Origin of the sequence: Bacillus sp. VT 712, from assembly GCF_001614195.1 — a bacterium.
Classification (GTDB): domain Bacteria; phylum Bacillota; class Bacilli; order Bacillales; family Bacillaceae_H; genus Priestia; species Priestia flexa.
In genome coordinates, this window is the sequence record NZ_LWBK01000035.1 from 65,337 (window position 1) to 90,301 (window position 24,965).

Below are 24,965 nucleotides of genomic sequence, written 5' to 3' on the forward strand. Positions count from 1 at the left end.
GAAAATAGTTTAAATGATGCATTTCGTTTTGGATAACCTTATTTTAACATTACTTTAAGAGACTTCTAATAATAAAGGAATAAGGACGTGGGATATTTTGATTGATGCAATGGATGACTTCTTTGGCGATATGGATCGTAATAGGAAGCGAATGGAATATAATCGAGATGTTGAAAAGCTTGAGCTGTATTTGGAGACGGTACAACAAATTATTAATCAATTTGAAGAAACGCTATATGCCCTTCAGAGTGCTCATCAACAGTATACTTCTGAATGGTCTGGCCGTTCGAAAGATTCTTACGAGAATGTTAATAATGAAATCCTACAGGCAGCTTATCGTTTATATGACGTTCGAGATGAGTTATATCGTTCATTGCATCACGAAATGTCAAGACTAAGAGAAGAAGCAGAGGCTATTTAGTAAACTTTTAATATAGGAAAATGGAAAATATCCATGGGAAAGAGGGTGTACAAATGGAAATTAAAGTGAACTTCGAAGACTTGGAGCGATTTTCAGAGCGCATTAAGCACTCGAGAGGAGAAGCGGATGATGCTTTGCAGCGTTTAAGTTGGGAATCTACGAATCTGCACTTTTTATCGGTAGCTAACGTTGAGTCTATTCTAAATTTGCAAGAGGAAATCCAGCAGATTATTGGGAAAATTGAATCATTAACTGAAAGTGCGTATACGCTCGTTAGCGAAACAGCTGAAAAACTAAAAGAAGCAGATGAGCTATCTGGCGGATGGACAGAATTTTGGAGCAACGTGTGGGATGGGGCTACAACAGGGGTTAAGGATACATGGGAAGGCGTTAAGTCTATTTCAGAGTGGGAAACCTTTGAAACAATGCGAGCTGAAATTACTCACCCTTTAGAGACGCTCGACATGATGTGGTCATCCCTTTCAAATTCATGGGAAGAAAAAGTAGCGCACGGTGATTTGCATACCCGTACAGAGTTTTTTACATACGGTGTTATTCAAATGGGTTTAAGCATATTAGGTGGTAAAGGCATTCAAAAAACAGAAGAAGGAAAAAACGTAGCTCAGCATAGCGATTTTGCAGGGAATGAATGAAGTGATAAATATTGCGCTCTTTATGAAAAACCTTAACGTAGACTGATCGCTACGGTGTTACAAATAGAGAAACATGCGATTTAATTTATGAAAAATTTGTACAGCTTGAGGTGTGATAAGGTCAAATGAATAAACGAGGAACATACGGTTTGTACGAAAGGCAGTTAACTAGTCAACAGGCTTCTCGGATAAAACCATTTAACGACTTAGAAAATATACAGCATGGAACTGAAAAATATGGGTAGTTCTTTTAATACCTTAGAAAAAGCTTTAATTGAAGCAATGAAAGATAATCGAGAAATTGGCCATTTTTATGAAGAGCTAATGAAAAGTGAACTGTTATGTATCGAAGTATCAGGAAATGAACAGTCTGTTGATTTTTACAAGCGTGTCCGAGTAATGGAAAAAAATCAAAAACTATATTTACCTGCCTTTTCATCTTATTATCCATTCCAAAAGATGCTATCAAAAGAGAAGGCTGCGGTCATTAAATTTTCTGATTTATTGCAAGAGATAAACGATAATACGGCGATTTTACTAAATCCAGATACTCCACTTTCGAAACTACTTATTCCAGAAGAGTTAAAAATGCTAAAAGAAAATAAGAATCTTTTTAACTATTTTTCATCGTAGTAGAAGCTAACAAATTTCATATTAATTGTTAGCTTTTTCTGTATGATAAATGAATATATTTCCAATATATAGGTATAATTGTCTCTGTTTATGCCATATTTACTGTGATAAAATTCATTGTTTTATGAGGTTTATTGTCATTTTTTAGGGGTGTTCATAGATATATATTCTTATTTTTTCTAGTTTTTACAAGTTCTCTTTGACCTTCAACCCTATTTTTTCTTACAATTAAAGTAAATCTATAACGATACATAAGGAGAGAAATCGATGTCAGGAATCATTCGTGTTACTCCAGCAGAACTTCGTGAAATGGCTGCTCGCTATAATAATGAAAGTGGGCAAGTTCAAGACCTAGTTGGTCGCCTTGATATGATGAGAAATCAGTTACAAGATATGTGGGAAGGTTCTTCTAGCCAAGCATTTATCGCTCAATATGAAGAGCTAAAGCCATCTTTCGTAGAAATGTCGAATCTGTTAAACAAAATTGCTAAACAGCTTGATGATTCTGCAAACGTTCTTGAAGATACAGACAACCAAATCGCTAGCCAAATTCGCGGTTAACTTGCTCATATAGAGAGTGATAAGATAAAAAGAGCGCCCCATTTTTTTAGATGACGGCGCTTTTTCTATGTTTTGAGGTGAGATCATATGTATATTGAAGTGACCATCGATCTAAAACACTATACGGGTGAGCGGTTTGATTTAAGACTATCAGACTATCATTCTGTAAAAAAAGTGATTGAAATTGCATGGCAAGCTAAAAAAATTTCAAGCACACCAAAAGAAGGATATTGGGTTCGCGTTCCAAATAAAAACCTAGTATTTGCAGGCCATCAAAAACTAAATGAATGTGGCATTTCGAGCGGTGATTGCATTGAAATTCTTTGAAGGAGCTTACTAAAATGGCAGAAAAGAAACCAACTTACTTAGAAAGCTTATTGGAAGCGTCTATTATTCGTGACAAAGAAGAAGGCTATACATTTATCTTCCAAAAAGAAAAGATAAAGCTAAATGATGGCATAGAAGTTGATATGTTAAAAGAGATGCACTCGGACTTCACTCGTGAAATCATCGTAAGTGAAGACGAGCTTCACGTGAAAATTCAGCCATCAGAAGCGTTTGTTCCATTTTCTTTTTTTAAGAAAAAGACGGAAGAACAAAAGTGGCAGTTTGCTTATCAACTTGTAAAATCTATACAAAATCATAGTTTTACAAGGTTTCATCTTGTGGTTTGTCCAGAAAACTTAATGTTTGACGCAAGTTTAACACCTGCTTTCTTACACTATGGAATTAAAGAAAGCATTCCACCATATGAATATGATCCGGCTCGTGAGCTAGTGGAAGTAAAAGCGACAATTGCTGCACTTGTTGATTCCAAATATAGCTTTATTCAGTATTTAAAATTGCATGAAACGATTCAGCTATCAGAGGTTGCTTCTAAATTAATAAATGCTGCCGACTTAAATGAGCTTTTAACTATTATTAGACAACAGCTAACGACAGTAGAAGAAGTGCGAAAAACAGTTGTAACCGTCCCGAAGAAAAAGTGGACCATCTTTCGCTTTGCATCAATTGGCGTAACGGTGCTCTTAGTTCCTGCTTTAATTTATACGTTTTATTCCACGTTTTTCTTACAGCCAAAGCAAGAGGCATTCGTGAGTAGTAATGAAGCTTTTTTACAGCAAGAGTATAGTGGGGTTATTGAGCAGCTGGAAGATTATAAAGTAAAAGAAATGCCCAAAGTTGTTCAGTATGAGCTAGCTCTAGCTTATTTAACGAATGAGTCATTAAGTGAAGAACAAAAAGAAGTCATTCAAAATACGGTTACGCTTCAATCAGACGATAAATATTTAAGCTATTGGATTCATATCGGTCGAGGTGAAAATGAGCAGGCTTTAGAAGAAGCACGCTTATTAGAAGATCGAAGCTTGATTTTATACGGTCTTTATAAATATGAAAATCAGTTAAAAGCAGATGAAAGTCTTGCAAGCGATGAAAGAAAAGAGAAATTAGATCCAGTTCAAAGTGAAATTGAAGAGCTTGAATCACAGATTGAAGAAGAGGAAAAGCAAACTGAAGAGTCAGCTGAAAATGAGCAGCAGGAGAACCAAAAGCAGTCTGAGCCTGCAGATAATAAGCAGGAAGAAGATAATAAGCAGTCTGAAAAAGAAGTTGAGCAAAATAAAGATGACAAAGTAGATGAAAAGCCTGCTCCTAACTCAGATTCGTCGGATAAACCAGCATCCTAGGAGGTGGACAGATGAGCATTTTATGGGTTTTTAGCGGAACGACTTATCAGCAACTGCCGATTAACTTTGATAACTTTCGCCAAGCAACTGTAGGTAATAGTTCGAAAGAGACGGTGACTTTTTCTTCCTATCCATTTGAAAAAGGAGTCGTTACTATATCGACAACAGAAGATCAAAGAGTAGTTATTTCTCAAGGTGATAACGAACTGAGTCAACTGAGTTATTACGACTCTATCACCCTACAAGAAAGTAATCAAGAACTTCGATTTGTGCTGAGTCCTGCAAAGCTGCAGGAAGATACGTACTATATAGATTATTATCATGAGGTTAACTTCTCAACTGTTGACGAGACAGCAGATGTATATCAGCCCAACAAGAAGCTAGTTGTACATAATAGCAAGGAATTTTCTTTGCTGAAAGTTAAAGCAACATGGCGAATCCTTCCAAAAGATGGTGCCGTATTTGTAAACGGCCAGCGTATTTCAAGTGTGACCAAGCTGAAGCTTGGCGATGTGATTACCTGGGGTGCGGTTACAATTGAATTACTTGAACATGATTTATTAAAGGTTCATCGTTTTGATGAGTTTTTTACGAAGCTTCCTAAGTCGAAACAGCCTATTTCTGAAATGAAAAAAAAATATCCTGTTTATCGCCGTACGCCGCGGATGATTTATGAGCTGCCCGATGAAAAAGTGCATTTATCGTTCCCAGCTCAGGATGGCGATGATAACAACCGAAGCTTGTGGCTAACAATCTTGCCACCGCTTGTTATGCTTCTTGTTATGGGGACCGTAGCACTTATTCAACCGCGTGGAATCTTTATTATTATTTCTGTGATGATGTTTACGACGACGCTTGTTGTCTCAACAGTGCAATATTTCCGAGATAAAAAGCAGCGTAAAAAACGCCAAGAACGTCGTCGCCGTATTTACACGCAGTATTTAGAAAATAAGCGAACGGAGCTTCAGGAACTAGCTGAATCGCAAGGAAAAGTGCTTCATTACCATTTTCCAACGTTTGAGCGAATGAAGTATTTAACCAATCATATCTCTGACCGTATTTGGGAACGAACGCTAGATAGTAGCGATTTTCTTCAAATACGTCTTGGTACCGGGACAGTACCCTCTAGCTATGAAATTTCCTTAAATACAGGAGATATGGCTAATAGAGAAATTGACGATCTGCTTGAACAGTCCCAGCACATAGAAAAGGTATATCGTGAAGTTTCTCAGGCGCCAATCACTGCGAAGTTAGAAAACGGAGCCATTGGTTTAATTGGTAAATCGAAAACAGTTAAGCGTGAGCTTCATCAGTTAATTGGTCAGCTTGCTTTTGCTCATAGCTATCATGATGTTCGCTTTATCTTTATCTTTGATGAAAACGAATATAAGGATTGGGAATGGATGAAGTGGCTTCCGCATTTTCAACTGCCTCATTCGTTCGCCAAAGGCTTTATTTATAATGAAAAAACAAGAGACCAGCTTTTATCCTCTATTTATGAACTGTTGCGCGAAAGAGACTTGGATGAAGAGAAAGGCAACGGTGTGTTTTTACCTCACTTGGTATTCATTGTTACGAACCAACAGCTTATTACAGATCACGTAATCTTAGAATATCTAGAAGGGGAGCATCCGTATCTTGGCTTCTCTACAATCTTTGGAGCTGAAACAAAGGAAAGTTTATCGGATAATGTTCACACTCTTATTCGTTATATTAATGAACAAGAGGGAGACATTTTAATTCAAAAGAAAAAGGCAGTTAATATTTCATTTCAGCTTGATGAACACCGTAATGAGGATAATGAAGCGTTCGCTCGCATGCTGCGAACGCTAGATCATCAAATGGGAATGACTAACTCTATTCCAGACAGCGTGTCCTTTCTGGAGTTATTCCAAGCAAAGGAAGTGGCTGATCTGCCAATTGAGAGAAACTGGCATACGAATGAGTCGGCCAAGTCATTGGCTGTACCAATCGGTTTAAAAGGAAAAGAGGATCTGGTTGAGCTGAATCTACATGAAAAAGCGCACGGTCCACACGGGTTACTAGCTGGAACAACAGGTTCAGGTAAAAGTGAATTTTTACAAACGTATATCCTATCGTTAGCTGTCAATTTCCATCCTCATGAAGTCGCATTTTTATTGATTGACTACAAGGGTGGAGGAATGGCACAGCCGTTTAAGAATATGCCACATTTGCTTGGAACCATCACGAATATAGAAGGTAGTAAAAATTTCAGTACGCGTGCCTTGGCCTCCATTAAAAGTGAGTTGAAAAGACGCCAGCGCTTATTTGATCAGTACGAAGTTAATCACATAAATGACTATACAGACTTGTATAAGCAGAGAGCTGCTGAAGAGCCGCTGCCACACTTATTCTTAATATCAGACGAGTTTGCTGAATTAAAAAGTGAAGAGCCAGAATTTATTCGAGAGCTTGTCAGCGCCGCTCGTATTGGACGTAGCTTAGGCGTTCACTTGATCTTGGCCACACAAAAGCCAGGTGGAGTTATCGATGAGCAAATTTGGAGTAACGCAAGGTTTAAAGTAGCTCTAAAAGTACAAGACGCAACAGATAGTAAAGAGATTCTAAAAAATGCTGATGCGGCTTCGATTACGGTGACAGGTCGAGGTTATTTACAAGTTGGTAATAACGAAGTATACGAACTGTTCCAATCTGCTTGGAGCGGAGCACCATATCAACAAGATGATGTGTATGGAACGGAAGATGAAGTGGCCATCGTAACAGACTTAGGGCTAATTCCACTCTCTGACGTATCATCACAGCAAACGAAAAGGAAAAGTGCTCAGCCGGAAATCGCCGTGATTGTAGAAAGAATTGAAGAAGTTCAACATAATTTAGGAATTAATCGATTAAGAAGCCCATGGCTCCCTCCGCTAGAAAATCGTTTATATCGCTCTGCTTTCCAAACAGGAGAGAGGGAGAAATTCTATATTGGCCTTGTAGATGAGCCTGAAAAACAAAGCCAAACGCCATATGCATACGAAATGATGGAAGATGGCAATATCGGCGTATTTGGTTCATCGGGCTATGGAAAATCATTCACTGCGATGACGCTTATGCTTAGCTTCGCTGAGCGCTATCAGCCAGATGAGCTACACTACTATATCTTTGATTTTGGAAATGGTACGCTGCTTCCATTACGCCAGCTTCCGCACACTGCTGATTATTTCTTAATGGATGAAGGACGTAAGATTGAAAAGTTCATGAAGATTATTAAGCACGAGCTATCCGAGCGCAAGCAGCTATTCCAAGACACAGAGGTTAGCAACCTAAAGATGTATAACCGAATTGCTCAAGAGAAGCTTCCGCTTATCTTTATCACGATTGATAATTTTGATCTTGTAAAAGAAGAAATGCAAGATTTAGAGATGCAATTTACGCAGCTTGTCCGTGACGGCCAGTCGCTTGGCGTATATATGATTTTTACGGCAACGCGAATTAACTCTGTGCGCCAGTCGCTTATGAATAACTTAAAAACCAAGGTTGTTCACTATTTAATGGATAGCTCAGAATCATACACAATCTTAGGACGCATTCCTTATGCTCTAGAAGCAATACCTGGTCGTGCGGTTATTAAAACGGATACGTCTTATTTTTCACAGATGTTCCTGCCCGCTGAAGGTGAGGATGACTTCGCGATTCTTGATAACATCAAAAATCAAGTTCAGGTTCTGAAAGAGAAATATGCAGGTATTGAATTACCAGAACAAGTGCCAATGTTACAACCTAAACTTGTACTGCATGAGTTTATGACGGATCACCGTATCGTACGAGAAAGTGGTGTTATTCCGCTCGGATTAGATGAAGAGTTTGTTCGTCCAGTGCACTTAAACTTAATGAAGAACAAACATTGTCTCGTGCTGGGGCCGACACAAAAAGGAAAAACAAACGTCCTTAAAGTGATGCTACAAACATCTCTTGCGCAGGGGATTCGTCAAATTGGTTTATTTGATGCAATCGATCGTGGCCTTTCATCTTATGCCACGGAAGATGAAATTGTATACATTGAGACGAAAGAGCAAATTATGCAGTGGATAGAAGGAGCGGAAGCAAAGCTGCAAAAACGAGAAGAGCGCTATTTAGAAGCCATTCATGATGGAACCGTTGGTGACTTAACATTTACACCAATACTTCTTATGATTGATGGGTTTGGACGATTTCAGCAAACCATTGATACCTTGATGCAAGATCGCATTACAAAGCTTATTAAAAACTATAGTCATGTTGGCTTTAATATTGTTGCATCAGGAAGTCAAAATGACTTCTCTAAAGGCTTTGATGTGTTAACCACTGAAATGAAGCAAATACGCCAAGCCGTTTTATTAATGAAAAAATCAGAGCAAAACCTGATTAACCTAAACTATGATCGCAAAGAAGCAGATGTAAACCCAGGGTTTGGATATTACGTAAAAGACAATAAAGCGACGCGTATTCAAATTCCCTTATGTATGAGTGAAAGGAAGGTTCTAATATGACGGAACAGCGAAAATATACGCTTAAAGTAATCGTAGCTGTCATTTTCATCTTAGGGTTTCCTTCCCTTTTCTTTCAATATATTGGCGATAACCCACTGAAAGTAACTGAAAATGCAACAAGAACCATCGCTGTTGTAAATGAAGATATTGGTGTGGAGGAAGAAAAAGGTGAAGAGCCTATTCGTTTTGGACAACGAGTGGCAGCCATATTAGATAAGGATTCAGATTACGATTGGACGGTCCTAAGTCGAAGCGCAGCTACAAATGGATTACAAAGTGGTAAATACGATGCGGTAATTTATATTCCATCGAACTTCTCAGAGAATATTTTGACGTATGACCAAGAGAAACCTCAGAAAGCCACTTTCCAATATAAAGTTCAAAATCAATTGAATGCAGTTAACAAAGAAAAAGTCGTTCGTGAGCTAGAGGATGCGACGGCCAAAGTAAACAATGATATGTCTTCTCTTTATTGGAGCTATGTATCGCAAGAAGTTGAAAAGGTTAGAGGTCAGTTTGATAAAATTTTAGAAAAAGAGATTGCTTTCCAAAACACAATGGTAGCTTTCTATAAACCTAATTCTAAAAATCTAGCTGGTGAAATTGATGACCAAAAGAAAATTCTTGAGCAAATTCAAACAAATGTAAAAAGTGCGGAAGAAGGCTCAAGTGAACGTAAAAATGATGTGCAGCAGGTTGAAGAAAACCTGACAAATTTTATTAAATACGTTGAAGAATACAAAATGTACCAAGAAAAGCAAAAAGAAATGCTGTTAAAAGCTCAAACGGAAAGTGTGGGCGATATTCAAGAAGGAATCGCGATGATTTCTGAAGGACAAAACGGCGATCGCGAGCAGTTTGAAAGTGAAGCAGGGAAAGTGTTTGGGAAGCTTTCAAACGTTCAGCAGCAAATCGATGAAAACAAGCAAATTGCTGATAATCTGCAGGAAGCGACAGAAGATAAAACGTCTGGACAGCAGGACGAACTCAATCGTTTAAATCAGGATTTACTCAGCCAGTACAGCCAAGTAACTGAGCAAACAACGCTAAACGAAGTACAAAGCAAGCTGTCCACGCTTCGAAAAGAGCTAGAGATAGCACCTTCAAAAGAAGAAGAGGGTGAGACCTTACCACCAATAGAAGATAATCCGGTAATTCCAGAAGAAGAAGAGGGTGAGACGCCGTCAGAAACTGGCGAAGAGTCTCCTACAACAGTCCCTGTTGACTTAGAGAGTCAACGTCAACAGCTTCAAGGGATGAAGAACGACCTTCAAGCGTGGAGTGAGAATCTTGCTGCTTTACCAGAAGAAGAGCAAAATGAAGGTGTGGCCGATACGCAACAAAAGATTGCAGACTTTTCTACACGCTTACAAGGTGTAAGTGACCAGTTGGAAAACGTAACGGTTGAAGTTCCCTCATCAAACAACAATGACAATGACGGAAAAGAAGAACTTCAAAAGCAAATTCAAGAGCTGTTAGCTGTCAACGAAGCGCTAAGAGAACGCGTAGCGCAGTTAGAAGAAATCAATAATCAGCCTAATGGTGACGTGCAAACCGTTGTTAGCATGATTACTGATAAAGAAGATAAAATTTTATCCTCAAGTCAGCTATCTGAAAGCAGAAAACAAAAGTTGGCTGAACTATTTGCTCCAGGTATTCAAACAGAGAATATGTCAAAGCTTCTCCAATATTATGGAGATCTTTCACAGTATGAGTTAGCCTTAAGTCGAGGAAGTAACGAAGATCTTCAAGACGTTGTGCTGCGAAATGAAGGCACGCGTCAGCGCATTCAAGCAATTCTTTACGGAGATGAGCAGCCAAGTGTTATTCGCAAGCAGCTGCAAAATAACTTATTATCAACAGCAGAAGGAATAGATTCATTCTCTTCATCTATTCAACAGTTTACTGATTCTTATGGCCAGCTAATTGAAGGGGAGCAAGCATCTATTGTTGAAAGCTTATCAGCTCTTCAAGAAAAGGCAGGATCAATGAATGAAACGCTTCAAAACGTAGCTTCTGAAAGTGCAGTTGAAGCTCCAACACAAGAGAATGCAGACGTTTCAAGTCTTATTACTCTTCAAAAGAGTATGGGTCAAGAGCTAAAAGGAATGAATGATTTGATTTCAACTCTTGGTGAACGTCAATCAAGCGTTGTAGAGTATACGGGTGAACTGCAGGAGAAAGTTAACGAAGTACAGGATCAAGCGGATACGCTTAATAACAAATGGTCACAAAACGTAGATTCAACGAAGCTTGTGCGTGGCCAAGTATATCGTCTATTAAACAACACGTTAGTAGATGGCCAAAACAACGATTATGTCTATGACTACCTTGCAAATCCGCTACAGGTAAGCGGTGAGGTACCAGCAGAAAAGACAAAGACTGTTCCACCTGTTGTACTTCTTGTTATTATCCTTATCAGCAGTTTATTAATAGGATACTTTAGTCACTACTACAAAAACGCGCCTCTTCTTGTAAGAGGATCACTATTCGGACTACTGGTGATGATTGTTGGTTTAATGATTAGTACATTCAGCTTAAATATTTACTCACTGTCAGGAGAAAGAGCAATGGAATGGTCTATCTTCACGATTGTACTATTACTATTAGCTTCAACTCTTGTAAGAGGAGCCTTCTTAATCGGTAATTTCGTAGGTTGGATTGCAACAGTGCTGATGATTTTATTCTTTATCACGCCGCTATTAAATCTAGCAATGCCAAACTTCAATTACGAAGATCCGGTTTCAAAAGTATATATGTCAATTCAGTACGAAACGACTTCTCTATTTGCAGAAGCGACTACTATTCTGCTTGGACTAACTGCTGTGTTAACGGTTATTCCGTTTATCATTCGTATGCTGACATCTAAGGATAAACAAGCAGAGAGTGATGAAACGTATGAAGCATAATATGATAGGAAGAATCGCACTTTTAGCGGTTCTTCTCTTTCTATCTACTTCAAACGTATACGCAGCGAATGACACGCAAACACAGGTGCAAGATCTAGCACCCAATATTTTTCAAGATGAGCAAATAAAGCTCAATCCCGATTCTCTTGGTCAAACGAAAAGAGAAGTAGAAAACATTCCTGAGGAAATAAGAGGAATCCCATTTACTGATGAAGAGAAAAAGCCTTCGTTAAAAAGCTCTTTATTTTTAAATGATTCAACAACAAACCACTCCATTCAATCTCAAGTTAATAAATATGGTTTGTTCACTTCAACTGAGTCACCTGTTCAGTCTTCCTCAGTACAAGATGTACCGGAGGAAACAGGATTAAAACTACAGTGGGTGTATATATTGTTGATTGGAATTGGATTAGTTTTATTATTTACGGTGCTTATTCCAAAGCTAAAACCAGCTCAGATAAATGGGCAGAATGAATAAAAGACGCCGCGTTCTTTTATTAAGAACGCGGCGTCTTTTCATTTATAAATTAATCTCGCAAGCGGCTAAATCCTTCATCCATTAGATAGTCTTCTGCTTCTTCATATGATTCAAACGCAGCTTCTAAATTCAATCCAGCATAAATGTTCCATAGTGAATCTTCATGTACCAGTAATAACGTAGCTCCTTCGGGACCGTGCCAGCGCTGCTCGCGGCCGTCTCCGATTACAGCTTCTTCAATCATTTCGTGCTCAGGGCGGTGAGAAAGACTATTGATTGACTGCTCGATAATTGTACGCAGCTCTTCCTGTGAAAACTCACGGATATTCACAAGGCCTTTATCATTTGTGTCATAGCCAGAAAGGTGACCAGCGTATACAAATCCGTTTCCATTTGGGTGCAAGTGATACACCACATTCTTTTTATCATAAACACTTTCATTGTATTGAAAATTTACGCGTCCAAGCGAAACGTCTTTACGCTCTAGTTCAGAGAAAGACGTAATAACGGATAGTTTTTCGTCAAAAGTAAGCATTCAGTAACCTCATTTCAAATTAGACTGTCTAGTCTATGATTTCTATATTCGGTTGATTATATCACACTTCATTTGGAAGAAGCAGACCTTTTCTATGAGAAGAAAGACTTGTAAAGAAGATTGATTCCTTTTCCCTAGAAAATTTAACAAATTCCTACAAAAATTTTAACGTTTGAAAACTATAATAAAAAGAGTCAAATAATAATTCCATAGGGGGAAATGATGTTGAAGAAAAGTTCTGCTCCTTTGTACAAGGTGTTGTTTCTAGTTACTTTATTAGTAGCGCTAGTTATTAGCGGCTTGCCACTGCAGCACCCGAAAGCTGCAACTGCAATCAGCGTCTCACAAGCCATTTCGTCGCAAAATAATTCCATTCAAACGGTAGAAGGATACGTTGTGGGGCAACCAACTGGCACCACTACAGTTGTAACGAGTAATTATCCAAATGACTATGCACTAGCAATTGCGGATACGCCAACTGAAACTAATCCATCTAAAATGCTTTATGTTCAAATCTCGTCTACGTTTCGTTCAGGATTTGGACTACAAACAAATCCAACGCTAAAAGGAAAACAAATTGCAGCGACTGGAAACTTAACAGCTTATTTTTCACACCCAGGCTTAAAAAATGTAACGATGATGTCAAAGGAAACAAGCGGCACGCCGGATCCAACTGAACCAACAAATCCACCCGCTTCATCTGTTGAAGAGTATTATTCACCTGCTGAAGGAAAAACGGGGACTGAATTAAAATCAGCATTACATAACATCATTGATGATCATACAGAAATTTCATACTCAGCAGTATGGGATGCACTTCGTAAAACAGATGAAGATCCTACTAATTCTAATAATATTATCTTACTTTATACAGGGCGTTCTCAAGGGAAGTTTACAAACGGATCAGGTTCAAATGATTGGAACCGAGAACACGTTTGGGCAAAGTCGCATGGAGATTTTGGAACATCAATGGGAGCAGGAACTGATATTCACCATTTACGTCCAACGGATATGTCAGTTAACAGTACGCGTAATAATTTAGATTTTGATAACGGTGGCAAAGAGCATAATGAAGCGCTTGGCAACTACTATGATAGTGACTCTTGGGAGCCTCGCGATGAGGTAAAAGGTGACGTGGCCCGTATGCTATTTTATATGGCTGTTCGTTATGAAGGTGATGTAAGCGATGAGCCGGATTTAGAGTTGAATAATGTGGTAAACAACGGAAGTGCTCCGTACCATGGTAAGCTGTCAGTGTTGTTACAGTGGCATCAACAGGACCCTGTAGACGCTTCTGAGCGACGTCGTAATGAGATTATTTACTCAGATTATCAGCATAACCGAAATCCATTTATTGACCACCCTGAATGGGTAAGCGCTATTTGGAATTAATAAGATAAGAAAGAGACTGAGACATAAGTAGTTCAGTCCTTACTATACCTGAACGACTGAGAGTTCATAACTTTTAATCGTTCAGGTTTTTTGGTTGATTGTGAAAACAATGTTGGAAACAGGGTGGAATGGAGCGAGTGACCGTAGCGCAATGGAACGAACGTGTTGAGACAAATCAAAGAGATGGGAACAGCTAGTGTTCGTCTTTTAGAAGCAATCATTTTGTTATGTCCCAAACTCTTTTATTTTTTTCGCAACAGGATTTTGAAGAAAGAAGCCGAATATAACCTATTGGATTTTAAAAAATAGGGGGAATTATATGTACAACCCAATTAAAAAGTTTGCATCACTTATTGTTTTGTTAAGTTTTGTTACCGCTTTCATATTAGGGCCAACCAATAGCCAAGCAGCGGTAAATGGACAGTCGTTTAACTCGAATTACAAGACCTATTTAATGGCACCACTAAAGAAAGTAACGGAGTTTACTACGTGGGAAGCTTTTGAAAATGACCTTCGGAAGGCAAAGCAAAATGGGTTTTACGCTGTGACAGTAGATTTTTGGTGGGGAGATATGGAGAAAAACGGTGACCAGCAGTTCGACTTTTCTTATGCACAGCGATTCGCACAGGCAGCTCGAAATGCGGGAATAAAAATGGTGCCGATTATCTCGACGCATCAATGTGGTGGAAATGTAGGAGATGACTGTAACACGCCTCTTCCTTCATGGATTTGGAATACTAAAACAGATGATAGCCTATATTTTAAATCAGAAACAGGTACAGTAAACAAAGAAACAGTAAACCCATTAGCGACAGACGTAATCACAAAACAGTACGGGGAGCTATACACAGCATTTGCGCAAGCGTTAGCACCGTATAAAGACGTTATTCCAAAGGTTTATTTATCAGGGGGACCAGCTGGGGAGCTTCGCTATCCTTCATATACAGCTGCTGATGGGACAGGCTACCCTTCTAGAGGGAAATTTCAAGCATACACAGACTTTGCAAAATCTAAATTCCAAATGTGGGCCGTTAACAAGTATGGCTCGTTAGCGGGTGTAAACCAAGCATGGGGACTAAGTTTAACATCAACATCACAAATTTTACCACCTTCAGATGGGAATCAGTTTTTAAAGGATGGATATAACACAAACTATGGAAAAGACTTTCTAGAATGGTATCAAGGAGTTCTGCAAGACCATGCAAAGCGTATTGGAGCATTAGCTCATCAAGCCTTTGATCCGGTGTTTAATGTGCCTGTAGGAGCTAAAATAGCAGGGATACACTGGCAATATAATAATCCAACAATGCCTCATGCTGCTGAAAAGCCAGCGGGTTATAATAACTACAGTACGTTATTAGACTCATTTAAAACAGCCAAGCTAGATTTGACGTTTACGTGCTTAGAAATGGTTGATAGCGGGACATATCCTGAGTATTCAATGCCAAAAACGTTAGTAAAAGAAGTTGCAAGCCTAGCAAACGCAAAAGGGATTGTATTAAATGGTGAAAATGCTTTAAGTATCGGAAGTGAAGAGCAGTATAAACGCGCAGCTGAAATGACATTTAACTATAACTTTGCGGGCTTTACGCTTTTAAGATTCTATGATGTTATTAATAACTCAACGCGTATGAGCCAGTTTAATCAGCACTTAAATATAAAACCGGTTGCACAGACAATGGTTGTTAAAAATGCACCTACATCGTCTGGAGAGAGTGTTTACATCGTCGGAGATCGTCCTGAACTTGGACAGTGGGACACAATCGCTTATCCAATTAAACTCTCTTACAACTCAACGCACGGAGATTGGAGAGGAACCGTTAATTTCCCAGCCGATCGAAGCGTTCAGTTCAAAGCGATTATCAAGCGCTCGGATGGCTCATTAAAATCATGGCAACCAACCCAGCAGTATTGGAATGTTCCAGGAACGCCTACAACGTATACGAATAATTGGTAAGAAGAAAGCACCCATGCCAGCATGGGTGCTTATTTTTATTTCCAGTTCTCCTCAATAAACTCATCGCGGCCAGATTTAGCACGATCTTCTTTGTAGTGCTTAGGGTTTTTCTTATGAAAATCCTGATGATAATCTTCCGCTGCATAGAATTCAGAGGCAGGAAGAACCGCTGTTACGATAGGATTTTTAAAGCGGCCGCTATCGGCAACGGCTTGTTTTGATTCCTCTGCTTCCGTACGCTGTTGTTCATTATGGTAAAAAATTGCTGTTCTGTATTGAGGGCCACGATCTTGGAACTGACCGTCTGGATCAGTTGGATCGATTTGTGGCCAATAAAGGTCTAATAAGCGCTTGTAAGGGAATACTTCCGGGTCAAACGTGATTTGTACAGCCTCATAATGACCTGAAGTACCTGATTTTACCTGCTCATAAGTTGGGTTTTCTACGGTACCACCTGTGTATCCTGATACAATACCATGAATGCCTTCTAGTTCATCGAAGGGTGTAACCATACACCAAAAGCATCCACCTGCAAACGTTGCTTTTTCCATATAAATCCCTCATTCTCTTTATAATTATGTTCTGTATTATAACAAAACAGAGCGGATAGAGCGAATAATTGATTTACCTAGTAGATTGGTTGAGAAGAAGGAATTATGTAGCAAAACAAAGCTAGCTATGAATAGTTGAGAATGCAGAAGAGGAAAGAAGAAAAAAGTGATAAAATAAAAAGGATATATGTCTAGCTTACATATAGCCACGAGTAGTTAGTTATGTATGCTCAAAAGCGTATTGAATACGTTTTTGCAAGTCATATAAGAAGAATAAACTGAGAAATTTACTAGTTATCCACAGAAAAGATGGATAAGTACGAATAAATATACAATAGGAGAGTAAAAAATGATACAAGATAACCTCATCCTAGAGCATTATGGATTAAATGAGCTGAACTTTGAAACAATTAAAAGTTATCGAGATAAGTTTGCTGCAGTAAAGCCAGATCATCCTTGGAACGTCCTTGAAACCAAAGAGTTTCTTTATAAGATAGGAGCATGGGGAAAAGCGAGAGACACTCATAAAGAAGGTGTAACGCTTGCGGGCTTGCTTATGTTTAGTGAAGAGAGAATGATTACAGAAATTTTACCACAATACTTTTTAGAGTATCGAGAAAGCGATGCACAAGGTGGATGGAATGAACGATTCACATCCCAGGACGGTACATGGTCTGGAAATTTATATGACTTTTACTTTTATGTTACAGAGCAAGTCTATAAACATCAGCCAAATGGTGAGATCGCTTCCTCATTAGTTGAGGTAGTTACGAACATGTTGCTACATGCAGACTATAATGGAGAAGGTGGATTAACATTCGAATACAATCAGCAGAGCTGCGTATTTTCTAATCCAGGATTATTTCGAATTCCTGTGGATAAGGTGTTCATAACAAAGATGAGTAATTTAAGAAATCCACATTTATTTAAGCTATTTCGACTACTAAATTTATGTGAACGTTCTGGAAGCGGCTTAACCGCTCTCCACGATAAATGGAAATCATACGGCTACGAGCTTCCAACTATTGATCAAGATGTCTATCTAAAGAGGACAACTCTCAGTCTACCTATGTCTTTTCTAGAAGGACAGAAAGAGTCTGAAAATCAAACGACTTCGGCTTTATCGTTTAATAACAATACGGGAAATAAAACAGGAGATGTCGAATCGACCGAAGAATTTGTTGAAAAAAGTAGCTCCTATAATAAAATTGAAAACTCCTTTAATAAAGATGATTCGCATTTAATAGAGGAGTTAAAGGGTAAAAATATAGGAGTTAGTCCTGTTGGTATAGGAGATAACCCCTATAATAAAGAAGAGTGGTCCTATAATAAAAATAATTACTCCTATAATAAAAAAGATGTTTTAATTTCAGATTTAGAAGATGAAAATAGCGTTCTATGGAATCTAGCTGAAATAGCAAGGCGCAAAAAGCGATTAAGTCCAGCAAAAATGGAAGAAGTTATTGTTTCGCTATGCGCACAGCAGCCTCTTAGGCTAAAAGATTTAGCTCATTTACTAGATCGTACGCCTGATGGAGTAAGAAACAATTACTTATCTAAAATGTTGCGCAAAGGTAAGCTTCAGCTTAAATATCCTGAACAGCCTAACCATCCAAAGCAAGCTTACTTAATCGAAGGTTATAGAAGGGAGGAATAAGTGTGAAGTGAAAAGTTGTTGGTTTATTTGTAGGGATGCTCGCTTTATTGGGTTCAACGAGTTGTGCTGCTAGTAGTGGTGAAGAAGTAGATGATACGTTTTTTTCAACATGGTTGTGGGATACGACTCGTATTGAACAGAATCCAGCCCAGTTGGTAAAAGATATTCAAAAAAAGAAGGTAAACCGTGTATATTTGCAAATTAACCATGAGGTACCTATCTTGGCATATCAACGTTTTATAAAATCTGCAAATAGTATCGGAATAACTGTCTATGCTTTAGATGGCAGTCGTACATGGGCAACGTCAGGTCAATCAGATTATGCAGCCTTTTGGGACTGGATTGGATACTACCAAGAAGAAGTAGCAGTTGATGAGCGCTTTAAAGGCGTTCATCTAGATGTTGAGCCGTATTTATTGCCGAATTGGGAAAAGAATCAGCTGCAAATCGTTAGTGCGTATGAAGAAATGATACGAGACGCTGCTAATCGGGCTAAAGCGCTTCAGGTGCCAGTAGGAGCTGACATTCCATTTTGGTTTGATGAAATAGATTCAACCACTGAATCAGATAGCCTTGCTTACTCCGTCATTAAGATGGTTGATGAAGTAACAATAATGGCTTATCGCAATAAAGCGAAGGGGGAAAATGGATTTATTGAGCTTACAAAGAATGAACGTAGGTGGGGATCGGTGTTTTCGACTCCTATTGAAATTGGATTGGAAACCGTGCCTTCAACGGAAGGGAAGTTTATTTCGTTTGCTTCTAAAGGTGAGGCAGCTATGGTGCAAGAAATTCAAGAAATGATTCTTATAGTAGATGATAAATCCACCCGTTTCAGCATTCATCATTTTGATAGTTGGGTGAACATGAAAAAATAAGCCGGCTAGCTGTTAAAGCTAACCGGCTTGTCCAATTAGGGGAGAATATGATTCTAGTATGGTCGGGCGTAAACAAATTTATACACGGCTTATTTATAAAAATAAAAAAAGCAACCATCCGAAAATGGTTACTCAATACAAAGGGGGGGGAACTTACTAATAGCATTCCCGCTTTTTTCCTTTATATGCACATAGTGATGAAAAAATTAAAATAATTTTGTTGTCCACGTTTCGCAGTTCCATACGTCCGTTACAACGTCTTCATAAAACTCAGGTTCGTGACAAATAAGCAAAATGCTTCCTTTGTATTCTTTTAAAGCACGCTTTAATTCTTCCTTGGCATCTACGTCTAAGTGGTTGGTAGGCTCATCGAGAACAAGAATGTTGGTTTCATTGTTAATGAGCTTACATAGGCGAACCTTTGCTTTTTCTCCACCGCTTAATACTTCAACTTTACTTTCAATATGCTTCGTTGTTAAACCGCATTTCGCAAGCGCAGCGCGAATTTCGTACTGCGTAAAGTGAGGGAATTCATTCCAGACTTCTTCAATACATGTGTTATAATTGGTTTTTTTGATTTCTTGTTCAAAGTAGCCGATGTGCTGATAGTCTCCTTTTTCAACAGAACCAGATAGCGGTTTGATTTCACCTAAAATACTTTTTAATAGCGTTGTTTTACCAATTCCGTTCGCACCGGATAATGCGATTTTCTGACCACGCTCCATGCGGAGATTCAGTGGTTTTGATAACGGCTCGTCATACCCAATGACTAAATCTGTTGTTTCGAAAATCAGCTTGCTGGATGTACGTGCAGGTTTGAAGTTGAATTCTGGTTTCGGACGCTCTTGAGCAAGCTCAATAACCTCCATTTTATCAAGCTTCTTTTGTCGAGACATTGCCATGTTTCGTGTCGACACACGAGCTTTGTTTCGAGCCACAAAATCCTTTAAATCAGCCATTTCTTGCTGTTGCTTTTTATAAGCTGCTTCTAGCTGCTGTTTTTTCATTTCATAGATTTTCATAAAATCATCGTAGTCGCCTACATAGCGATTCAACTCTTGATTTTCCATATGATAAATAAGGTTAATAACGCTATTTAAAAATGGAATATCATGCGAGATTAAAATAAATGCATTTTCGTATTCCTGTAGGTAACGTTTCAACCATTCAATATGCTGCTCATCTAAATAGTTAGTGGGCTCATCAAGTAAAAGAATCTCTGGTTTTTCTAACAAGAGTTTCGCAAGAAGGACTTTTGTACGCTGCCCACCGCTTAAGTCTTGCACATCACGCTCTAATCCGATATCTTCTAGCCCTAGCCCTCTAGCGATTTCTTCAACCTTAGCATCAATGACATAGAAATCATTATTCGTTAATAAATCCTGGATTGTACCCACTTCTTCCAGAAGCTTTTCTAGTTCTTCAGGAGAGACGTCAGCCATTTTTTCATATAGTCCGTTCATCTGCGCTTCTAAGTCAAATAAGTATTGAAACGCACCTTTTAAAACGTCGCGGATTGTTAATCCCTTTTCAAGAGAAGTGTGCTGGTCAAGGTAACCGACACGAACCTTTCTAGACCACTCAACTTTTCCGGCATCCGGCTCGAGCTTTCCTGTAATAATGTTCATAAACGTTGATTTACCTTCTCCGTTTGCTCCGATTAAACCTACGTGTTCACCTTTTAACAGGCGAAATGAAACATCATTAAAAATTGCGCGATCACCAAAGCCATGACTTAAATTTTTAACCGTTAGTACGCTCATGTTTACACACCTTTTCTATTTAAAATCAATCGATGATTGTTTATCTATCAGTAATCCACCCCCGATTATAGCGAAATTAGAGAGATAAATCCATGCTAATATTATGTCATTCCGTAACAGGTGATGTTTAGGCGGTTGTTTCAGAAAAAAAGAATGAATAAATGTTTCAGACTCGATTGTTTCTATTTCATGCTTCATAATAAGAAACAAGGATATAGGTTGAAGCAAGGGGGAGCAGATAGTGGAGATTCAAAACATTTTGGTCACAAGCCGCATGTATAAAGAATTAGAGGGTATCATTGAAAGAGAAGATAAGCGAGGCAAGACTTTTCGCTACGTTGATGAAAAAAATATAAACGATGAGGACTTGAAGTGGGCAGATGCTTATATGAGCTTTTATCCTGTTGAAAACTTTGCCTTTCATCAAATGAAGTGGGTTCATTCTTTAGGAGCAGGTGTAGATCGCTACGTCAAATTAGATAGTTGGAAAGACGATGTTATTTTGACAAGAACCGTTTGCTCATTTGGAGCGAGAATGAGCGAGTATTGTTTAAGCTATATGCTGAGTGAGCTTCAGTACCATGTTGCTTTTCAAAAAGCACAGCGTGAAAAGAAATGGGAGCCATTGGAACCTGTTTTGTTATCAAGTCAAAAAGTTGTTATTTATGGAACTGGTGAAATTGGACAGTCTATTGCAGAAATGTTAAAAAGGTTTGGTGTCCAAGTAATAGGAGTTTCTCGAAGTGGCAAAAGCAACCAACATTTTCATCAGGTTGTAGCAACAGGTGATGAAGCATCGCATGTAAAACAAGCAGATTGGATCATTAATACACTGCCGCTAACGCCTGAAACGAATCGTATGTTTAATGCGGAGTGGATGAATATTTTACAAGGTGCATACTTTATTAATGTAGGAAGAGGCGCAACGGTTGATACGGTATCACTTATAGAAGCTATCAATACGAGAAGAATTAAAAAGGCATTTTTAGATGTGTTTGAAGTGGAACCGCTACCTCAATCTGATATGCTATGGGAGCATGAGAACATCGTAATTACACCTCATATTTCGGCTGTTACGACGCCTGAAGAAGCGGTTGCTTGTTTTTTTGATACGCTAGATCGAATTGAAGCGGACAAACCGTTAGAAAATAAAGTAGATCTTAATCGAGGATACTGACGTATAAAATAAACATTGTAAAAAGCTTTTGATTCAAGGTAATGGTATACTGAAGAATGCTTGCGGTTAAAAGCAAGAAGTTGTTCTTCTAGGAGTGAACAAAATTGAACAAACAAGACTTGATGATAAAAGCGAGTGAATTTATTCACCTTTGTTATATAGAGCTTGATAGAGCCGAAGAAACTGCTGAGCGTTTAGTGCAGGTTCAAAAAGAAATTGAAGAAACAGGAACGTACACTCACACGTTTGATGAGCTTGAACATGGTGCTCGAATGGCTTGGAGAAACAGCAACAAATGTATCGGTCGCTTATTTTGGCAGTCTCTTCACGTGTTTGATGAGCGTGAAGCATCAACTGTTGAAGAAGTACGCGATGCTCTTTATAAGCATATTGAGTATGCGACTAACGATGGGAAAATTCGCTCAACGATTACGGTTTTTAAACCAAAAGCAGGTGAGAAAGAGCCGGTACGAATCTGGAATCATCAGCTGCTGAGGTACGCAGGCTATGAAATGGAATATGGACAGCTTGGTGATGCCGCATCCAATGAATTTACGAAAGTGTGCCAAGAGTTAGGTTGGGAAGGAGCCGGTACGCACTTTGATTTGCTTCCTTTAGTTATTCAAGTGAATGGGGAGAAGCCGCAGTGGTTCTCGATTCCTAAGAAACTTGTCAAGGAAGTCACTATTACTCACCCAGAGATAGCAGGATTTGCTGATCTACAGCTTAAATGGTATGGAGTGCCGATGATTTCTGATATGAATCTGGAAATTGGTGGGATTGAATATATAGCTGCACCGTTTAACGGCTGGTATATGGGCACAGAAATTGGCGCGCGTAATTTAGCGGATACAGATCGTTATAATATGCTTCCTAAAGTTGCCTCTATTATGGGGTTAGATACTCGCTATAACGCAACGCTATGGAAGGATAAAGCGCTTGTTGAACTAAATGTGGCCGTCCTGTCTTCTTTTAAAGAGCAAGGTGTCAGTATCGTTGATCATCATACAGCTGCCCAGCAGTTTCGCTTATTTGAAGAGCGTGAAGAGAAAAATGGACGAGAAGTAACGGGGAACTGGACGTGGCTCACCCCACCAGTTTCACCAGCGACGACGCATATTTTTCACAAGCCTTATAAAAACAAGGTGCTGTCACCGAATTATTTTTATCAGAAGAAACCATATTAAAAAGAGACTGAGACATAAGTAATTCAGCCTCTACTATACCTGAACGATTGAGAGTTCATAACTTTTAATCGTTCAGGTTTTTTGTTGACCGGATAACAATAAGAAATTTAGCTCATCTTTGTTCATAACTAAGTCTTGAAGCGTATAACCATCAAGTACTTTGATAAAAGCTTGCATGGCTTCGTAGAGCACATGCTTGAGCTTGCATGAAGGAGAAATTGTACATTTATTAAGCTCGCTGTTAAAACATTCAACAATATGAAAATCTTCTTCTGTTTGGCGCACGACAGCACCAATATTAATTTCTTTAGGGTTTTTTGCTAATCGAATGCCGCCTTTACGCCCGCGGATCGTCTCTATTAATCCAAGCTTTCCTAGTTCATGGGTTACCTTCATCAAGTGATTCTTTGATATTTGATAAGCGTCCGCAATTTCTTTAATATTGCTTAAGCTTTGACGATCTCGAACAGCTAAGTAAAGCAGCACACGTAAGGAATAATCCGTATACTGTGTTAGCCTCATAGTTTCACGCTTCTTTCTGTACTAACTTTATTAATCATATCATGACTGTTTCCGACAGGAATAGCAAGTTGCTCTTTGTTTCGCACATTGCTAATTTGTGAATTATTTATTGCGGTTTTCAGAAGTAGCTATTTTTTTCAAGAAGTTTAGGGTATTATAAAGATGTATTTTTGATATATCTTTTTTGTTTTAAAACATATATATTAAATATATCTTTTTAGGAGGACAACAAAATGAATCAGCATGAAATTGATATTGTAAAAAGCACGGCTCCTGTTTTAGCACAGTATGGTGAACAAATTACGACCTGTTTTTATCGAAATTTATTTGAAGCTCATCCGGAGTTATTAAACGTATTTAATCGTACAAATCAACGAACAGGGCGCCAACAAACCGCTCTTGCTAACACGGTATATGCAGCCGCACAGCATATCGATCAGCTCCATGTATTGGTTCCTGTTGTGAAACAAATTGCTCATAAACACCGAAGCATTGGTGTGAAAGCTGAGCATTATCCGATTGTAGGTGAATTTTTACTTGGGGCTATTAAAGAGGTCCTTGGAGATAGCGCAACCGATGATATTTTAGCAGCATGGAAGAAAGCATACGGAGACATTGCTGACATTTTTATTTCTGTCGAAAAAGAAATGTATGAGCAAGCGGAAGGTGCTAAAGGTGGATGGAGTGATTATAAACCGTTTGTGGTGGCTAAGAAAGTTAAAGAGTCGAGTGATGTGTACTCTTTCTATTTAAAACCGGTCGATCAAAATCCATTACCTACTTTTTTACCAGGGCAGTATGTAAGTGTGCGTGTTCAGGTACCTTCAGAGGAATTTATGTCTATTCGTCAATATAGCTTATCTGATTTTGGGGACCAGTCATACTATCGCATTACGGTAAAACGAGAAGTGAATGTAGCAGAAGGGGAAGTATCAGCTTATTTACATGATCATGTAGAAGTAGGAAATGAAATTGAAATGAGCGCGCCTGCTGGTGACTTTGTTTTAGAGCAGAGCGAAGAGCATCCAGTGGTCTTGATTAGCGGAGGAGTTGGCATAACGCCAACAATGCCAATGTTGAAAAAATCCATTGAAGAGCATCGAGATATTACGTTTATTCATGCAGTGAGAACGAAAGAACAGCATATTTTTAAAGATGAGCTACAGGAGCTTTTCGCTAAGTATCCGTTTAGCTACCACGTAGCATATAGTGACGGAGATGTAGATGCCGACAGAACGTATGACCAAAAAGCTGGACGTATTATTCGCGACGACTTACAGAAGTGGTGTAAAAACACAGAAGCTTCTTTTTATATTTGTGGTTCACCATTATTTATGGAAGAAATGATTAAAAGCTTAAAGGCAATAGGAGTGAAAAGCGAAAGTATTCATTTTGAGGCTTTTACCCCTAAAATGAGCGTAGCGGTAACTGAATAAATTTGCGTAGAACGGGTAAAAAGCTAACAGGACTATAAACTGTTAGCTTTTTTTGATGAAAGGGAGTTTTT

The 24,965-nt window shown here is 38.7% G+C and carries 20 protein-coding genes; 16 read left to right on the forward strand and 4 right to left on the reverse strand.

The window, feature by feature from the left end; genetic code table 11:
• Positions 1-97: 97 nt before the first annotated feature.
• From A2U94_RS15500 to essA, 9 genes are all read left to right on the forward strand, one after another.
• Positions 98-421, forward strand: a complete 324-nt coding sequence (locus A2U94_RS15500) for a WXG100 family type VII secretion target (RefSeq protein WP_225002181.1) — start codon at positions 98-100, stop codon at positions 419-421.
• A gap of 53 nt (positions 422-474) precedes the next feature.
• Complete coding sequence (locus A2U94_RS15505) at positions 475-1,074, forward strand: hypothetical protein (protein WP_025907564.1); 600 nt, start codon at positions 475-477, stop codon at positions 1,072-1,074.
• Between the two features lie 237 nt (positions 1,075-1,311).
• Positions 1,312-1,707 carry an SseB family protein gene (locus tag A2U94_RS15510; protein WP_025907562.1) on the forward strand — a complete coding sequence of 132 codons (396 nt, stop codon included), beginning with the start codon at positions 1,312-1,314 and terminating at the stop codon, positions 1,705-1,707.
• 267 nt (positions 1,708-1,974) lie between these two features.
• Positions 1,975-2,268 (forward strand): WXG100 family type VII secretion target, encoded by a 294-nt coding sequence (locus A2U94_RS15515; protein ID WP_025907560.1) that lies wholly within the window; start codon positions 1,975-1,977, stop codon positions 2,266-2,268.
• A gap of 87 nt (positions 2,269-2,355) precedes the next feature.
• On the forward strand, positions 2,356-2,595 hold the full coding sequence (gene yukD / locus A2U94_RS15520; RefSeq protein ID WP_025907558.1) for an ESX secretion system protein YukD: 240 nt from the start codon (positions 2,356-2,358) through the stop codon (positions 2,593-2,595).
• A 14-nt stretch (positions 2,596-2,609) separates the two neighbouring features.
• Positions 2,610-3,956, forward strand: coding sequence for a type VII secretion protein EssB (gene essB, locus A2U94_RS15525; protein WP_025907556.1), 1,347 nt, complete (start codon positions 2,610-2,612; stop codon positions 3,954-3,956).
• An 11-nt stretch (positions 3,957-3,967) separates the two neighbouring features.
• The gene (gene essC, locus A2U94_RS15530) at positions 3,968-8,452 is read left to right on the forward strand and encodes a type VII secretion protein EssC (protein WP_025907554.1); all 4,485 of its coding nucleotides are present in this window, start codon (positions 3,968-3,970) and stop codon (positions 8,450-8,452) included.
• Positions 8,449-11,361, forward strand: coding sequence for a type VII secretion protein EsaA (esaA, locus tag A2U94_RS15535; RefSeq protein ID WP_025907551.1), 2,913 nt, complete (start codon positions 8,449-8,451; stop codon positions 11,359-11,361). Before essC ends, esaA begins: the two co-directional genes overlap by 4 nt.
• Positions 11,342-11,839: a type VII secretion protein EssA gene (gene essA, locus A2U94_RS15540; RefSeq protein ID WP_025907549.1), complete on the forward strand. Its 498-nt coding sequence runs from the start codon at positions 11,342-11,344 to the stop codon at positions 11,837-11,839. Before esaA ends, essA begins: the two co-directional genes overlap by 20 nt.
• 49 nt (positions 11,840-11,888) lie before the next feature.
• Here the strand turns inward: essA and A2U94_RS15545 are convergent, their stop codons facing one another.
• Positions 11,889-12,374 (reverse strand): hypothetical protein, encoded by a 486-nt coding sequence (locus tag A2U94_RS15545; protein ID WP_025907547.1) that lies wholly within the window; start codon positions 12,372-12,374, stop codon positions 11,889-11,891.
• A gap of 222 nt (positions 12,375-12,596) precedes the next feature.
• Here A2U94_RS15545 and A2U94_RS15550 point away from each other — a divergent pair, with 222 nt between their 5' ends.
• Both A2U94_RS15550 and A2U94_RS15555 read left to right on the forward strand, forming a co-directional pair.
• Entirely contained in the window at positions 12,597-13,766 is a 1,170-nt protein-coding gene (locus A2U94_RS15550; protein WP_025907545.1) for an endonuclease, read from the forward strand.
• A gap of 319 nt (positions 13,767-14,085) precedes the next feature.
• On the forward strand, positions 14,086-15,723 hold the full coding sequence (locus tag A2U94_RS15555; RefSeq protein WP_025907541.1) for a family 14 glycosylhydrolase: 1,638 nt from the start codon (positions 14,086-14,088) through the stop codon (positions 15,721-15,723).
• Between the two features lie 35 nt (positions 15,724-15,758).
• Here A2U94_RS15555 and msrA read toward each other — a convergent pair whose 3' ends face one another.
• Positions 15,759-16,274, reverse strand: a complete 516-nt coding sequence (gene msrA / locus A2U94_RS15560) for a peptide-methionine (S)-S-oxide reductase MsrA (RefSeq protein ID WP_025907539.1) — start codon at positions 16,272-16,274, stop codon at positions 15,759-15,761.
• A gap of 349 nt (positions 16,275-16,623) precedes the next feature.
• Between msrA and A2U94_RS15565 the strand changes: the two genes are divergently transcribed.
• On the forward strand, positions 16,624-17,931 hold the full coding sequence (locus A2U94_RS15565) for a DUF8451 domain-containing protein (RefSeq protein ID WP_025907537.1): 1,308 nt from the start codon (positions 16,624-16,626) through the stop codon (positions 17,929-17,931).
• Between the two features lie 47 nt (positions 17,932-17,978).
• Positions 17,979-18,809, forward strand: coding sequence for a hypothetical protein (locus tag A2U94_RS15570; RefSeq protein WP_051567044.1), 831 nt, complete (start codon positions 17,979-17,981; stop codon positions 18,807-18,809).
• A gap of 206 nt (positions 18,810-19,015) precedes the next feature.
• On the opposite strand, the gene A2U94_RS15575 is transcribed toward A2U94_RS15570, so the two are convergent.
• Positions 19,016-20,572: an ABC-F family ATP-binding cassette domain-containing protein gene (locus A2U94_RS15575; protein WP_025907535.1), complete on the reverse strand. Its 1,557-nt coding sequence runs from the start codon at positions 20,570-20,572 to the stop codon at positions 19,016-19,018.
• 241 nt (positions 20,573-20,813) lie between these two features.
• Between A2U94_RS15575 and A2U94_RS15580 the strand changes: the two genes are divergently transcribed.
• Together A2U94_RS15580 and A2U94_RS15585 are read left to right on the forward strand one after the other, a co-directional pair.
• Positions 20,814-21,749, forward strand: a complete 936-nt coding sequence (locus tag A2U94_RS15580; protein ID WP_025907533.1) for a D-2-hydroxyacid dehydrogenase — start codon at positions 20,814-20,816, stop codon at positions 21,747-21,749.
• Between the two features lie 122 nt (positions 21,750-21,871).
• The gene (locus tag A2U94_RS15585; RefSeq protein WP_035319827.1) at positions 21,872-22,936 is read left to right on the forward strand and encodes a nitric oxide synthase oxygenase; all 1,065 of its coding nucleotides are present in this window, start codon (positions 21,872-21,874) and stop codon (positions 22,934-22,936) included.
• A gap of 72 nt (positions 22,937-23,008) precedes the next feature.
• Here A2U94_RS15585 and A2U94_RS15590 read toward each other — a convergent pair whose 3' ends face one another.
• Positions 23,009-23,458: an RrF2 family transcriptional regulator gene (locus A2U94_RS15590; RefSeq protein ID WP_025907529.1), complete on the reverse strand. Its 450-nt coding sequence runs from the start codon at positions 23,456-23,458 to the stop codon at positions 23,009-23,011.
• A 233-nt stretch (positions 23,459-23,691) separates the two neighbouring features.
• Here A2U94_RS15590 and hmpA point away from each other — a divergent pair, with 233 nt between their 5' ends.
• Positions 23,692-24,894 (forward strand): NO-inducible flavohemoprotein, encoded by a 1,203-nt coding sequence (hmpA, locus tag A2U94_RS15595; protein ID WP_025907527.1) that lies wholly within the window; start codon positions 23,692-23,694, stop codon positions 24,892-24,894.
• Positions 24,895-24,965: the final 71 nt, after the last annotated feature.

Bases quoted from the DNA above. Each gene is read 5' to 3' on its own strand.
- A2U94_RS15505 (WP_025907564.1), top strand. From the start codon at position 475: ATGGAAATTAAAGTGAACTTCGAAGACTTGGAGCGATTTTCAGAGCGC.
- A2U94_RS15510 (WP_025907562.1), top strand. From the start codon at position 1,312: ATGGGTAGTTCTTTTAATACCTTAGAAAAAGCTTTAATTGAAGCAATG.
- A2U94_RS15515 (WP_025907560.1), top strand. From the start codon at position 1,975: ATGTCAGGAATCATTCGTGTTACTCCAGCAGAACTTCGTGAAATGGCT.
- yukD (WP_025907558.1), top strand. From the start codon at position 2,356: ATGTATATTGAAGTGACCATCGATCTAAAACACTATACGGGTGAGCGG.
- essB (WP_025907556.1), top strand. From the start codon at position 2,610: ATGGCAGAAAAGAAACCAACTTACTTAGAAAGCTTATTGGAAGCGTCT.
- essC (WP_025907554.1), top strand. From the start codon at position 3,968: ATGAGCATTTTATGGGTTTTTAGCGGAACGACTTATCAGCAACTGCCG.
- esaA (WP_025907551.1), top strand. From the start codon at position 8,449: ATGACGGAACAGCGAAAATATACGCTTAAAGTAATCGTAGCTGTCATT.
- essA (WP_025907549.1), top strand. From the start codon at position 11,342: ATGAAACGTATGAAGCATAATATGATAGGAAGAATCGCACTTTTAGCG.
- A2U94_RS15545 (WP_025907547.1), bottom strand. From the start codon at position 12,374: ATGCTTACTTTTGACGAAAAACTATCCGTTATTACGTCTTTCTCTGAA.
- A2U94_RS15550 (WP_025907545.1), top strand. From the start codon at position 12,597: ATGTTGAAGAAAAGTTCTGCTCCTTTGTACAAGGTGTTGTTTCTAGTT.
- A2U94_RS15555 (WP_025907541.1), top strand. From the start codon at position 14,086: ATGTACAACCCAATTAAAAAGTTTGCATCACTTATTGTTTTGTTAAGT.
- msrA (WP_025907539.1), bottom strand. From the start codon at position 16,274: ATGGAAAAAGCAACGTTTGCAGGTGGATGCTTTTGGTGTATGGTTACA.
- A2U94_RS15565 (WP_025907537.1), top strand. From the start codon at position 16,624: ATGATACAAGATAACCTCATCCTAGAGCATTATGGATTAAATGAGCTG.
- A2U94_RS15575 (WP_025907535.1), bottom strand. From the start codon at position 20,572: ATGAGCGTACTAACGGTTAAAAATTTAAGTCATGGCTTTGGTGATCGC.
- A2U94_RS15585 (WP_035319827.1), top strand. From the start codon at position 21,872: ATGATAAAAGCGAGTGAATTTATTCACCTTTGTTATATAGAGCTTGAT.
- A2U94_RS15590 (WP_025907529.1), bottom strand. From the start codon at position 23,458: ATGAGGCTAACACAGTATACGGATTATTCCTTACGTGTGCTGCTTTAC.
- hmpA (WP_025907527.1), top strand. From the start codon at position 23,692: ATGAATCAGCATGAAATTGATATTGTAAAAAGCACGGCTCCTGTTTTA.